Raw genomic sequence first — 13215 nt, forward strand, 5'->3', positions numbered from 1 at the left:
ACCGGGAACGACCCCGTCCAGCTGAAAGGTGCCGGAACACGTGGCAACAGAGACGAACGCGCCCCTGGAGGCCCGCGTCGCCGAGCTCGAGCAGGAGGTCGCGGCACTGCGCAGCCAGGTCGACGACTACGAGAACGGGGTGGTCCGCGACTGGCTGGTCTCGTCCGACGCCTACGCGACGGACGTGCCCGACGTGCACAACACGTTCTCATGGCGCGTGACGCGCCCGCTCAGGCAGGTTCGGACGGTCCAGCTCAAGGTATCCGAGATCGGCTTCCTGCCGACCGCCAGGATCGTCGCCTCGCGGGTCGGTCGACGGGCCAGGGGCGGCCGTTGACGGGCGTCCTCGCAGAGCGCACCGACGGGGTCCTCGTCGACGCCCTCGCCCATCGGCTCATCGTCGTCGGCGCCGAGCTCGGGATCGCGGAGGGCGATCTCGACGAGGCGGCCGGCCGTGGTCCGGGCCCCCTGCTGCGCCTCGTCGCATCGCACGTCAAGCGGAACCCGGTCGACTCCGCGGTCTGGCTCCTGTTCGTCGCCGTCGCCGGCGTCTACCCCGACTCCGACGAGTTCCTGCGCCTGCGTCGCCGGCTCCAGCTGATCGACGAGTCCCAGCTGAACCGGGTGGTCCTGGCCGCGTGCCGCGACGCGGTGATCCGCAGCGGCTCCCTCGCCACGCGCCTGCGCATCGTCCGCGAGGCCGTCGTCGTCGACGTGAACTTCTCCGCGCGCACCCGGCACAACACCGGCGTGCAACGGGTGGTGAGGAACACGGCGCGTCGCTGGCGCGAGACGCACGAACCGGTCTTCGTCGTGTGGTCCGACCGCGACAACGCGCTTCGCACCCTCAGGTCGTCCGAGGAGTCGACGCTGTTCGACTGGCACGCGGGCGAGCCCGCCCGGCCGAGGGCCGAGGACGACGCGACCGAGGTCGTCGTGCCGATCGACAGCGTGCTCATCCACATCGAGGTGCCCCAGCAGTCGCAGTGCGGACCGCTCAGGGCGCTGGCGCAGTTCTCGGGGAACCGCTTCGGCTTCGTCGTGCACGACATGATCCCCGCCATCAGCGGCGATATGGTCTCGCTCAGCGAGACGGACCGATTCGTCGACTTCCTCTCCGTCGTCAAGCACGCCGACCGCCTGGCCGGGGTCAGCCGCTCGGCGGCCTCCGAGTTCGCCGGGTTCGTCCGCTCGCTGAGCTCCCAGGGCATCGCGGGTCCGGAGGTCACGGCGGTCCCGCTGCCCATCGACGCCCCGGTGCCGCACGACGGCGCGGTCGCCGGCGAACGCCGTGCCGATCTTCCGCTCGTGCTCTGCGTCGGCAGCGAGGAACCTCGCAAGAACCACGACGCCGTCCTGTGGGCCGCGGAGGCGCTGTGGCGCCGCGGACTCCGGTTCCGACTGCGATTCATCGGGAGCGGCGGCGCCCAGTTCACCGTTCCGTTCGACCGCGCCGTCGCGCAGCTGCGCCGCAAGGGTCGACCGTTCGAGGCGCTCCGCAACGTCGACGACCGGGTGCTCGTCGACTCGTACCGCGAATCCACGTTCTCGGTGTTCCCCTCCCTCCACGAGGGGTTCGGGCTGCCCGTCGCGGAGTCCCTCGCCTTCGGCGTGCCCGTCATCACGTCCGATTTCGGGAGCACCGCCGAGATCGCGGCAGACGGTGGATGCCTCCTCGTGGACCCTCGGGACGACCTCGCGATCATGCGCGCGATGCGCTCGCTGCTCGACGGGGACGGCACGCTGGAGCGACTGCGCACCGAGACCGCGAACCGGCCGGCTCGAAGCTGGGACGACTACGCCCGCGAACTGTGGGACGAACTCGTCGTCCCGATCGAGGAGGCGTCCCGCTGATGGCTGCCGGTATCCAGGCACGGCTGCGGCTCGTCGCCCAGACCCTCGACGCGTCGGCACCGACGTCGTCCGACGTCCCGGTGCTCCGGCGCCTCGTCGCGTCGCTCGTCGAGGACGACGCCCAGCGCCTGTGGCTCCTGCTCGCGGTGCTCACGGCGACCCTGCCGAACGCCGACGAGGTGATCGCCCTGCAGCGCCGCGTGCGGCTGGACGGCCCGGTGGCCGGCGTGGCCGCCGCGATCCGCACCGCCCAGTCGCGATACGCCGCCCGGCTCCGCGACCACGTCGAGGTCGTCTCCGGTGTCGTGGTCGACGCCGACCACACGGCCCGGTCCTCCCTGGCGACGGGGATCCAGCGCGTCGTCCGGCAGACGACGGCGCGCTGGTCGGCCGACCGCCGCTTCGCGCTCATCGGCTGGGACGACTCGTACTCGCGCCTCCGGCTGCTCAGCCCCTCCGAGCGGGAGAACGCGCTGTGGGGGACCGCCCCGCGAACGGTGCGAGAGCCGCGGGGTCGCTACGTGGTGCCGTGGAACTGCGACTACGTGCTCATCGAGCTCGCGACCGAGACCGCGCGCACCGCCCGCCTCCAGGCGCTCGCGCGCCTGTCGCCCACCCGGCTGCACGTGGTCGGGCACGACTGCGTGCCGATCACGACGGCCGAGACGGTCGGCCCCGGAATGGGCGGCGTCTTCGCGAAGAACCTCAGTGCGGTGGCCTTCGCGACGAACGTCGCGACCACCTCGGTCGCCTCGACCGCCGAGTACAGCGGCTGGCGCGACGCGCTCGCCGCGATCGGGCTTCCCGGACCCCGCATCGGCGAGGTGATGCTGCCCACCGGGGTCGACGAGCGCGCCCTGGACGCGGCCCGGGCCACGACGCCCGACTCGGACGACGGCGACCCGTTGCTGCTCAGCGTCGGCAGTCACGAACCGCGGAAGAACCACCTCGCCATCCTGCAGGCGGCCGAGCTGCTGTGGCGCGAGGGCCACCGGTTCCGACTGGTGTTCGTGGGCGGCAACTCGTGGAACAGTGCGGAGTTCGAGCGTCTGAGCGCCGCGATGCAGGAAGCGGGACGTCCGGTCGAGACCCAGCGCGGGCTCTCGGACGCGGAGCTGTGGAGCCTCTACTGCTCGGCGACGCTCACGCTGTTCCCCTCGGTGAACGAGGGCTTCGGGCTTCCGGTCGCCGAATCGCTCGCGATCGGCGTCCCCGTGGTCACCAGCGACTTCGGCAGCATGCGCGAGATCGCGCAGGCCGGAGGGGGAGCGCTGCTCGTCGATCCCAGGAACGACGATGCCCTCGCGGACGCCATCCGCTCGTATCTCACCACGCCCGAACTGCAGGAGCGGCTTCGCGCCGAGGCTGCGAGGCGCGACCAGCGCTCCTGGAAGGAGTACGCCGAGGAGCTGTGGGAGTTCTTCGGGCTCGAGTCGGTCTCGACGAGCGGCGACGGAACCGTCACTGCGCTCGGCGCTCGACCCGTCGCTTCCTAGCGAGGTCGATCCGCCACCGCGCGATGCCGAGCAGGTTGCGCTCCTGGAGCGACTGGAGCTCGAGGTACAGCTCGTGCGAATGCGCGCCGCGTTCCTGCGCGGTGTCGTGCCAGTGGTTCCACTCCGACCGGGCGTGCTCGAGCTCCGACGCGATCCCGGCGCGCTCCTCGACGCACTCGTCGAGCCGGCGGTTGAGCCACGCCTCGTAGTCGCGCGCGATGCCCAGCGCGATCTCGGCGGGATCCTCGTCCGCGTGGGCCGCGGCCGTCGAGGGTCCCGAGTCGGGGTCCTCGCGTCGGATGGGGCAGATGCGCTCGATCGGGTCGTCCTCGCTCGCCGCGCCCGCCAACTCGTCGCGCCAGCGCTCGATGAACGCCAGCCCGGCGTGGTGTCCGGCGAACTCCCGGAAGCGGCGGTCGGTGTCGGTCGACCCTCCGGACATGTGAACGACCACGGCGTCCGGCTCCAGGATCACGTCGCCTCCTGCGGCACGGATGCGGAACGCGAGGTCGACGTCCTCGAAGTACGCGGGCCGGTATCGCGGGTCGTGCCCGCCGAGTCGCCGGAACAGGTCGGCACGGACGAGCAGGCCGGCCCCGGACCCGTAGTCGATCGACCGTCGCCGGAGGTACCCCTCCGATCGCGCCTGCTCCATCGTGAGTCCCGCGCCCATCTGGACCGTGCCCGCAGTGGCCAGCACGCGCGAACCCGCTTCCTGGACGCGGCCGTCCTCGCCGGTGAGCACGGCCGCGACGGCGCCCACGGGTGTCTCGCGATGCAGGCCCTTCCGAGCCGAGTCGACCAGGCGGCGCACGGCGTCGGGGAGGAGCCGGGCGTCGTCGTTGAGGAACAGGAGGAACTCGCCTCGGGCGACCGCCGCCGCCCGGTTGCAGGCATGGCCGTACCCCGTGTTGTACGGCAGGTCGACCACGACCGCGCCTTCGACCTCCGCGTGGAAGGCCTCGCGGACCGCATCCGACGCGCCGTTGAAGACGACCACGACCTCGTACGGGGGAGCATCGGCGGATGCCACGACGGAGCGGATCGCGTCGAGCAGCGGGGCCGCGAGCCGCCATCCGATGATCACGACGGTCACCGTCGGGTCCTCGGCTCGGGGAATGGAAACCGTCACGAAGCAGTGCTCCCGTTCTTCCGCGTCGACACCGCTGTCGACGATGGTCCTGATCTGGCGCACGGCGAACTCGAAGCCTGGCGCGTTGTAGGCTACCGGGGGCGCCGGCGCGGCAGTTCGCTTGCGTGTCACCTCATCCTAGGGTCGCGCCGATGTCCTGGCCGACGCAGCCGGCATTCATCGATCGTAGGGAGCAGCATGGCGGAAACGGCCTCGCAGCGCGCGGAACGTCTGGCCGCGCTCCCATTCGAGCGCGCCGGGAGCACCGGGACGACGGCCGTCCACGGGTTCCTCGCCGCCGTGCGCGACGCCTGGCGCCAGCGCGAGCTGCTCGACCTCCTGATCCGTCGCGAGCTGAAGGCCCGTTACAAGGACAGCTCGCTCGGGTTCGCGTGGAGCCTGATCCGTCCGCTGGTCATGCTCGCCATCTACTACTTCGCCATCGGCAAGGTGCTCGGCGCCGAGCGCGGCATCCCGCAGTTCGCGATCTTCGTCTTCACCGGCCTGACCCTGTGGGGCCTGTTCAGCGAGGTCGTCACGGGCGGGACCATGTCGATCCTCAGCAACGCGGGGCTCATCAAGAAGGTCTACCTGCCGCGCGAGATCTTCCCCCTCGCCGCGACCGGCAGCGCGATCTTCAACTTCGGCGTCCAGCTCGTGGTGCTCGTGCTCGCCACGATCGTGCTCGGGCAGGTCCCCTGGCACGCCGAGCTGCTGTACGCTCCGCTCGCCGTCGCGGTCGTGATCATCTTCGGCGTCGGACTCGGGCTGCTCCTCTCCGCGGTGAACGTCTACCTCCGGGACGTCCAGTACCTCGTCGAGGTCGGGCTGCTGATCGGGTTCTGGATCTCGCCGATCGTCTACTCCTACGGCTTCGTGGTCGACGCGCTCGAGCGGGCCGACCTCCCGATGTGGCTCGCCGAGCTGTACCTCGCGAACCCGATGACCATGGCCGTGATCGCGTTCCAGCGGGCGTTCTGGATCGCCGGAAGCGATCCCGCGAACGGGGTCGTCTATCCGCCCGACATGACGCTCCGCCTCATGGTGATGATCGCCGTCGGCGTCGGGTTCGTCTGGATCGCGCAGCGCATCTTCGCCCGGCTGCAGGGCAACTTCGCGCAGGAGATCTGATCATGAGCGTCATCCAGTCGACCCCCGAGGTCATCCGCGTCAACGACGTCTCGAAGCGGTTCGTGATCCGCAAGGACAAGTCGCTCAAGGAGCGCATCGTGAACTTCGGCCGGTCCAACCGGCACAAGGAGGACTTCTGGGCCCTCCGCGACGTCGACCTGACGATCCGCGCCGGTTCGAGCGTCGGCCTGCTCGGCGCCAACGGCTCCGGAAAGTCCACGCTGCTCAAGGTCATCGGCGGGATCGTCGACCCGACGCGCGGCTCCGTCGAGCGACGGGGCCGCCTCGCGGCGCTGCTCGAACTCGGCGCGGGATTCCACCCCGACCTCACCGGCCGCGAGAACGTCTACCTCAACGCGTCGATCCTCGGCCTCTCCAAGTCCCGGACCGACGAGTACTTCGACTCGATCGTCGACTTCTCGGAGATCGGCGAGTTCATCGACACGCAGGTGAAGTTCTACTCGTCGGGCATGTACGTGCGCCTCGCCTTCGCCATCTCGGTCCATGTCGACCCCGACATCCTGCTGGTCGACGAGGTCCTCGCCGTCGGCGACGAGCCCTTCCAGGAGAAGTGCATGTCCAAGATCCGCGAGTTCCAGCGTGAGGGCCGCACCATCGTCTTCGTCTCCCACTCCGCGGCGCAGGTGAGCGACCTGTGCGACCGCACGATCGTCCTCTCCCACGGCAAGGTCGTCTTCGACGGCGGCACCGAAGAGGGCATCGCCGCGCTGCGGGAATCCTTCGGCGGCTGACCGCCGGCCATCCCACCCACCAAGGACAGAACCACCATGCCCGAACCCAAGCTGATCGCCTTCGACCTCGACGACACGCTGGCCCCGTCCAAGTCGCCCCTCGACGACCGCATGGCCGTCAAGCTCCGGCAGCTGCTCGATGTCGCCGAGGTCTGCGTGATCTCGGGCGGGCAGATCGCCCAGTTCCGAGCGCAGGTCATCGACCGGCTCCACGACGCATCGCCCGGCCAGCTCCAGCGACTGCACCTCATGCCGACCTGCGGGACGCAGTACTACCGGTTCGACGACGGCGACTGGACGCGCGTGTACGCCCAGGAGCTCGGCGTCGACGAGCGCGCGCACGCCATGCACGTCGTCGAGGAGACCGCCCGCGCGCTCGGCTTCTGGGAGGACCGCACCTGGGGACCCATCCTCGAGGACCGCGGTTCCCAGGTCACGTTCTCCGCACTGGGCCAGGCGGCCCCCGTCGCCGAGAAGGTCCTCTGGGACCCCACCGGCGAGAAGAAGAACACCCTGCGCGACGCGGTGCAGGAGCGGCTCCCCGAGCTGGAGGTCCGCTCGGGCGGATCCACCTCGATCGACATCACCCGGCGCGGCATCGACAAGGCCTACGGCATGCGACGCCTCTCCGAGGTGTCGGGCCTGGGGCTCGACGAGATGCTCTTCGTCGGCGACCGCCTCGACGAGCACGGCAACGACTACCCGGTGAAGGCGCTCGGAGTCGACTGCATCGCGGTCGAGGGCTGGGAGCACACGCTCGTCGTGATCGACGAGATCCTCGCCGCCTGATCACGCGCACGCCGGCACCTGACGCCGGCCCGCGCGATCCTCGCTCCTAGACTGGCTGCGGGGACCGTTCGCCGGCGCCGGCGGGCCGCGAACCCGTGGAGGAGACAGTGACTGCATCCGTCGGCGATACCGCGGCGTCCGGACGCGCGGGCGACGACGCTGCGCCGGCTCGCGGCGAAGTGCGCTCGCGCACTGCGTGGTTCGTGTGGCCGTTCGCCGTCTTCGCCCTCCTCGGACTCATGTGGGCGTTCGCCTCGCCCGTGTTCAGCGTTCCCGACGAGAATGCGCACGCGACCAAGGCGATCGCGCAGGTCCGCGGCCAGGTGATCGGATACACGCTGCCCGACGTCCGGCACATCGTCGTCGACCTTCCGCCGGGCTACGAGTACTCGCCCGAGATGATGTGCTTCACGACGCACTCCGACGTCCCGGCCTCGTGCGCCGTCGCGCTCGGCGATCCCGGCGGGCAGCCCTGGTTCAACACCTGGGTCGGCGCGTACAACCCGGTCTACTACTACGTCGTCGGATGGCCGAGTCTGCTCGTCGACGGCAACGCGGCCGTGTACGCGATGCGGGCGGCGAGCACCTTGTTCGGCGCGGCGCTGCTCGCGTGGGCCTTCCAGGCAGCCGCCCTCGGTCGCCGGGCACGGTGGATGCCCTTCGCGCTCGCGTTCTGCGCGGCGCCGATGAGCGTCTACCTGCTGGGGGCGGTCAATCCGAACGGGGCCGAGATCGCGGCCGCGACGGCGCTCTGGGTGGGCGTGCTCCGACTGCTCGAGTCGTTCGGACCCGCCGCACACCGGCCGTTGGTGTCGCGGACGTGGCTGTGGGCCGGCGTCGCCGTGGCCTCCGTCGTGCTGACCAACGCTCGGGCGCTCGGGCCGCTCTGGCTGGTCCTGATCGTCGCATCGTGCGTCCTCGCCGCGGGATGGCGGCCCGCGCGAGCGCTGTTCACGACGCCGGCGAGCTACGCGTGGCTCGCGGTCATCGCCGTCGGCGGGCTCTTCTCGATCGGCTGGACCCTCTTCGGCGGCAGCCTGTCCGGACAAGCGGAGGCGGCCGATGCCCCGCTGGTCGGCGCGAGCTTCCTCGACGGGTTCCTCCACACGGTCAGGGCCGCCAACGACTACGCCCAGCAGGCGATCGGGTTCTTCGGATGGATGGACACCCCGCTCCCGCCGTGGGCGTACTGGCCCTTCATCGCCGCGCTCGCGGTCATGCTGGTGCTGGCGGCGACCGCCACCACACGGCGCGGCCTCGCGACACTCGCCGTGCTGGCGGCGGCGTGCGTGCTCGTCCCGGCCGCCGTGCAGGGATACAGCGTGGCGCAGACCGGCATCATCTGGCAGGGGCGCTACGCGCTCTTCCTCTACCACGGCGTCGTCGTCGTCGCGGCCTGGCTCCTCTCGAGGGACGCCCCGCGCATCCGGTTCCTCTCGGTCAGGATCACCTGGATCGGGGCGGCGCTCATCGGCGCGTACGGCGTGATCGCGTTCGGCCTCGTGCTCGTGCGGTACGTCATCGGCGGAGAGGCGCCGCTGGGGGACATGCTCGCCTCGCCGCAGTGGCAGCCGCCGCTCGGCTGGCCGGGCCTCGCGGTCGGGTACGTGATCGCCTCGCTCGGCCTCGTGGCCCTGGTCGGCATCGCAGCCGGGGTCATCGCGCGACGCGAGCTCGCCGTGCCGGACGAGCCGATCCCGCAGGCGACGGGGAGCGCGACGGCCCGTGCCTGAGCCGCGGATCGCGATCGCGTACGACTGCCTGCCCCCCGTCGACCGTGGCGGCGGTGAACGCGTCTACCGCGCGCTCGCCGAGATCTTCGCGGAGCGCGGCCTGCGCGTCGACTACGTCACCCGTACGGGGCGGGAGTCGGCCGACGCGCCGTTCCGGGTCGTCGGCGTCTGGCAGGGCGAGATCGCGGATGCACGCGGCGCCCGAACGCCGAGGGCCGCGCTCGGGTTCGCCTGGGCGATCCTGCGCCATTTCGCTCGGCATCGCGGCGACCACGACCTCGTCATCGTCGCGGCGCTCCCGGTCCTCAACGTGTTCGCCGTCCGGCTGGCGCTCCTCGGCACGCGCACGGTGATCGCGACGGACTGGCTCGAGGTCTGGCCGTGGCGCACGTGGCGCCGCTACTCCGGGATCGTGGTCGGCACGATCGCCTACCTCCTGCAGTGGGCCGGGGCGCAGGTCGGGCGCATCCAGACGGTGAACAGCCGGTTCACGCGGGCGCGACTGCTCGGACACCGTCGCGATGCCGATCCGGTCGTCCTCGGCCTCCTCGACCTCGTCGACGCACCCACGCCGTCGGCGCAGCCGACGGAACCGGCGCAGCCGCCGACGATCCTCTTCGTCGGCCGCCACATCCCCGACAAGCGGCTCGACGCGCTGCCGCCGGCACTCGCGATCGCGCGGCAGCGGGTACCCGAGCTGCACGCCGTCGTGGTCGGGGAGGGCCCGGAGACTGCGGCGGCGCGGCGTTCCGCCGACATGGCGGGCGTTTCGGGCGTGGTCCGGTTCCTGGGCCGAGTGGATGACGCGCAACTCGACGGGTTGTTCGGCTCGGCCGCGGCGCTGGTGAACCCCTCGATGCGAGAGGGGTTCGGACTCGTCGTGGCCGAGGCCGCCGCGCATGGTACGCCGTCGGTGGTCGTGGCGGGCGAGGACAATGCGGCCGCGGAACTCGTGGTGGACGACGAGAACGGGATCGTCGCGACCTCGGTCGATCCGCGGGTGCTCGGCGAGGCGATCGCCCGGGCCGTCGGCGCCGGTCGGCCGCTGCGGGCGTCGACCGCCGCCTGGTACGCGCGGGAGCGCACCAGGCGTTCGCTCCACGGCTCGGCCGACGAGCTCATCGCGCGGTGGCGCGACGCGACCCGGGCTCGCCGGCCGCGGCGGACGCGGCCCTGAACGCGGCCCGCGTGGCCTCCGCCGTCCGCTCCCACGAGAACTCGGCCGCCCGCCGGAGGCCCGCCCGCGATCGCCGCTCGAGTTCGCCCGGGTCGTCGAGCAGCGCCTCGACCGCCCGCGCGATCGCCGCCGGGCTCGTCGGATCCACGTAGACGGCGGCATCGCCGGCCACCTCGTGCATGACCGGGAGGTCGGAGACCACCACGGGGCAGCCACGGGCCATGGCCTCGAGCGGGGGGAGCCCGAACCCCTCGAAACGGGTGGGGAAGACCAGGGCGGCCGACGTGCGGTACAGCCGGTCGAGCTCGGCCGGTTCGAGCCATCCGCGGAGCTCGACGCAGTCCTCGAGCCCGAGGCGCTCGACGACGGGGGCGAGCGGATCGTCCGGAGGACCGCCCGTGATCACGAGGTGCGGGCGCCGGTCGGGACGGATGCACGCCATCGCCTCGAGGAGGGTCTCGAACCCCTTGTGCGGCATCCGGTTGCCGACGGCGAGCACCCGGTCCCGGCTGCGCGCGGCCTCCTGCGCGGGCGGCGACGGCGAGGCGGCGAGCGGGATCACGTCCACCCGATCCGCCGTCACGCCGAGCAGCGAGACGACGTCGAGGCGGGTCGCATCGCTCACCGTGACGATGCGGGTCGCGGCGGAGGCGGCGCGGCGGATCATCCAGCGCACGACGCGGGCGTGAGCGCCGGGCACGTACTCCGGATGGCGGAACGCGAGGAGGTCGTGGACGGTGAGCACGACGGGCACTCGCGAGCGCCACGGGCCGAAGTTGGCAGGGCAGTGCACGAGGTCGGCGGCGTGTCGGACGGCGTGGCGGGACACCGAGGCGATCTCGGCGATCGCCCAGGCGGGACGGTGATCGCCACGGACGCCGGAGTCCACGAGCGGACCGGGGAACCAGGGCGCGCCGGACTCGGCGAGTTCGCGGGACGCGAGCCCGACGAACTCGAACTCCGGGTCGTCCGGGGAGAGTCGCGCGTAGGTCTCCCGGACGTAGGACTCCATGCCGCCCTTCGTCCCCGTGAAGAACAGGAGGTCGACGAGCACGCGCATCCTCATGCCTGCGCACCCGTCCCGCGCGCGGACCACTGCTCCAGGCGACGGCGGCGCCGGCGACGCGCGAGCTCGTAGAGGAGCGCCGACGACAGCTCGGCCACCAGGAGCCCGGCGAAGATCGCGGTCAGGCTCGCCGCGGCCAGGCCGGCCGCGGCGAGCGCGAAGGTGATGAGCGCCACGATCGCTCGGAGACCGGTCACGAGGCGCACGGCGCCGTCGCGTCGAAGGGCGGCGAACGGGATGGTGGTGGCCAGCGACGCCGCACGCCACGCGCACGCCACCAGCAGCGGGACGAGGGTCGCCGACTCGCTCCACGAGGCTCCGAAGATGAACGCCAGGGCACCGCTGAGCTCGAGCACGAGGAGCGCGAGGACGGCCGCGAGGACGGCCGCCGCCGAGACGACGATGTCGAGCGCCGAGTGCGCCTTCAGCAGTCGGAGCCGCATGAAGTTCAGGGGGATGGCGAGGAGCCCCGAGACCGTGGCGATCGAGGTGAACAGGACGGCGTCGGCCGGACCGAGGAATGCCAGGATCATGGCGTTCAGCAGCGGGTACACCACGCCGGTCGCAGCGGTGTCCAGGACCACCCAGCCCATGACCGCGGGTTCGGGGCGGCTGGCCCGGTGCAGGACGGGCAGCGAGCGGATCCCGGTGGCGACGGCGATGCCGAGCACGAGCGGCGCCAGCGCCCATGCCTGGTCCGCGAACCCCGCGGCCACGCCCACGAGCGCTCCGACGCCCACGGCGATGGAGGCGGCGATCTCGCGCCGGTCCAGTCGTTCGGCCACGGAGACGCCGCGACCGACCTCCAGGGCCGCGACGAGGATCGGCAGCCCCAGTGCGAGGACGATCGCATTCGGAGGCAGGAACGCGATCACGAGGGCGGTGACCGCCGCGAGCGCGGCGAGCCAGGCGGGGAACACCACCCGGCGCTCGGTCGCCGCCGAGCTGAGCCGGGCCTCGACGACGATCGCGAACGTCATCTGGCCGGCGAAGGTCGCGACCATGACCGCGACCGCGATCGCGCCCTGCTCGGCGGGGGAGAACAGCCGGGACGCGATCGACAGGGTCGCCGCCGGGATCACCGAGAGCGACACGCCGCCGAGCAGGGTGATCAGGCTCATGGTGGCGCGTCGCAGCCGCATCGGCGGCGGCACGACCTCGGTCATCGGGTCACCGCCGCGCCGGGGCCGCCGAGCGCCCGTCCGGCCAGGCCCTCCGCGCGACCGAGGAACACCCACCAGCCGTCGCCGACGGCGTTGGCGGCGCGGTGGCGCAGGCCGAAGGCGAGCCCGCCCGCGACGAAGGCGGCGCGCCACCACACCGGGTAGCGGTGCCGGACCACGATGCGGCCCAGCCCCCGGCCGTACGCGCGCAGCTTGCGCCGGCGCTCCGACGTCGACAGTCCGCGCGCGTCGGCGATGCCTCCGACGAAGGTCGTCGGGTCGAGCCACGTGAACGTCGCGGCGAGATCCGGGCGGCGCTCGATGAGGCGGAGCAGCAGGTCGGTCGCCTCGCCGGCCTGCCACGGTGTGGGCGCGCCCGTGCCGAGGTCGGGATCGAACCCCCCGAGCTCGTCGAACACCGACCGTCGGATCAGCAAGCCCATCTCGATGACGCTCCACGCGTTCCATCGATCCAGGGGCGTTCCCGCCGGGGGCAGCACGAACTTGGGACCGTGCTCGTCGACGACGGTCAGCGCTCCGACCGCGATCGCGGGCGCGGCCGCGCGGATCGCGTCGAGAGCGCCGTCGGGGAACCACGTGGTGTCGTTGGGGAAGTGGAGCAAGCGCTCGCCCGGCTCGAGCGCCGCGACGCCGGTGTTCCGGCCGCGCGATGCGCCGCGCGGGGACTCGACGACGGCGATCGCGAACCGGTCGCTCCGGTGACGGGCCGCGACCCGCTCGACGTCGTCGACGCGCCCCTGGGCGACCAGGACGACCCGGTCCTCGTGCTCGACCTGCCCGGCGAGCGATCCGAGCAGTCGGTCCAGCGCCTCGGTGCGTCCGAGCGTCGAGACCACGAGTCCGAGATTCACAATGCACCCATTCTGTACGATGGGCTGGCCGCCAGACGCACCGACAGGAT

Annotated in this window: 11 protein-coding genes and 1 pseudogene; 8 read left to right on the top strand and 4 right to left on the bottom strand. The window is 72.0% G+C overall.

Translation table 11 applies throughout. The features are described 5' to 3' along the window. Positions 1-40 precede the first annotated feature (40 nt). The 3 genes from AC3RKB_RS12075 to AC3RKB_RS12085 are packed head-to-tail and all read left to right on the top strand — an operon-like array spanning position 41 to position 3350. Positions 41-337, top strand: a complete 297-nt coding sequence (locus AC3RKB_RS12075) for a hypothetical protein (RefSeq protein ID WP_491436388.1) — start codon at positions 41-43, stop codon at positions 335-337. Further along, entirely contained in the window at positions 334-1854 is a 1521-nt protein-coding gene (locus AC3RKB_RS12080) for a glycosyltransferase family 4 protein (protein ID WP_491436389.1), read from the top strand. Before AC3RKB_RS12075 ends, AC3RKB_RS12080 begins: the two co-directional genes overlap by 4 nt. Further along, a complete protein-coding gene (locus AC3RKB_RS12085; RefSeq protein ID WP_491436390.1) occupies positions 1854-3350 on the top strand; it encodes a glycosyltransferase family 4 protein in 1497 nt (498 codons plus the stop codon). Before AC3RKB_RS12080 ends, AC3RKB_RS12085 begins: the two co-directional genes overlap by 1 nt. Here the strand turns inward: AC3RKB_RS12085 and AC3RKB_RS12090 are convergent. Continuing rightward, positions 3316-4446, bottom strand: coding sequence for a glycosyltransferase family 2 protein (locus tag AC3RKB_RS12090; protein WP_491436391.1), 1131 nt, complete (start codon positions 4444-4446; stop codon positions 3316-3318). The genes AC3RKB_RS12085 and AC3RKB_RS12090 overlap by 35 nt on opposite strands. Before the next feature lie 234 nt (positions 4447-4680). On the opposite strand from AC3RKB_RS12090, the gene AC3RKB_RS12095 reads away from it, so the two are divergent. The 5 genes and pseudogenes from AC3RKB_RS12095 to AC3RKB_RS12115 all read left to right on the top strand — a co-directional run bounded on the left by AC3RKB_RS12095 (position 4681) and on the right by AC3RKB_RS12115 (position 10064). Beyond that, a complete protein-coding gene (locus tag AC3RKB_RS12095; protein WP_491436392.1) occupies positions 4681-5613 on the top strand; it encodes an ABC transporter permease in 933 nt (310 codons plus the stop codon). Between the two features lie 2 nt (positions 5614-5615). After that, positions 5616-6353 (top strand): annotated as a pseudogene (locus AC3RKB_RS12100) (ABC transporter ATP-binding protein); the annotation flags it as partial. Positions 6354-6401: 48 nt separating this feature from the next. Beyond that, positions 6402-7154 carry an HAD-IIB family hydrolase gene (locus AC3RKB_RS12105; protein ID WP_491436393.1) on the top strand — a complete coding sequence of 251 codons (753 nt, stop codon included), beginning with the start codon at positions 6402-6404 and terminating at the stop codon, positions 7152-7154. Positions 7155-7261: 107 nt separating this feature from the next. Continuing rightward, a complete protein-coding gene (locus AC3RKB_RS12110; protein ID WP_491436394.1) occupies positions 7262-8887 on the top strand; it encodes a DUF2142 domain-containing protein in 1626 nt (541 codons plus the stop codon). Further along, a complete protein-coding gene (locus AC3RKB_RS12115) occupies positions 8880-10064 on the top strand; it encodes a glycosyltransferase family 4 protein (RefSeq protein ID WP_491436395.1) in 1185 nt (394 codons plus the stop codon). The genes AC3RKB_RS12110 and AC3RKB_RS12115 overlap by 8 nt, the downstream gene beginning before the upstream one ends. On the opposite strand, the gene AC3RKB_RS12120 is transcribed toward AC3RKB_RS12115, so the two are convergent. Genes AC3RKB_RS12120 through AC3RKB_RS12130 form a run of 3 tightly spaced genes read right to left on the bottom strand, consistent with a single transcriptional unit; the run spans position 10006 to position 13165 of the window. Next, the gene (locus AC3RKB_RS12120; protein ID WP_491436396.1) at positions 10006-11130 is read right to left on the bottom strand and encodes a glycosyltransferase family 4 protein; all 1125 of its coding nucleotides are present in this window, start codon (positions 11128-11130) and stop codon (positions 10006-10008) included. The genes AC3RKB_RS12115 and AC3RKB_RS12120 overlap by 59 nt on opposite strands. Continuing rightward, positions 11127-12251 (bottom strand): hypothetical protein, encoded by a 1125-nt coding sequence (locus AC3RKB_RS12125; RefSeq protein ID WP_491436397.1) that lies wholly within the window; start codon positions 12249-12251, stop codon positions 11127-11129. The genes AC3RKB_RS12120 and AC3RKB_RS12125 overlap by 4 nt, the downstream gene beginning before the upstream one ends. Positions 12252-12292: 41 nt before the next feature. After that, a complete protein-coding gene (locus tag AC3RKB_RS12130) occupies positions 12293-13165 on the bottom strand; it encodes a glycosyltransferase family 2 protein (RefSeq protein ID WP_491436398.1) in 873 nt (290 codons plus the stop codon). Positions 13166-13215 lie beyond the last annotated feature (50 nt).

The organism is Agromyces capsici (assembly GCF_058349965.1).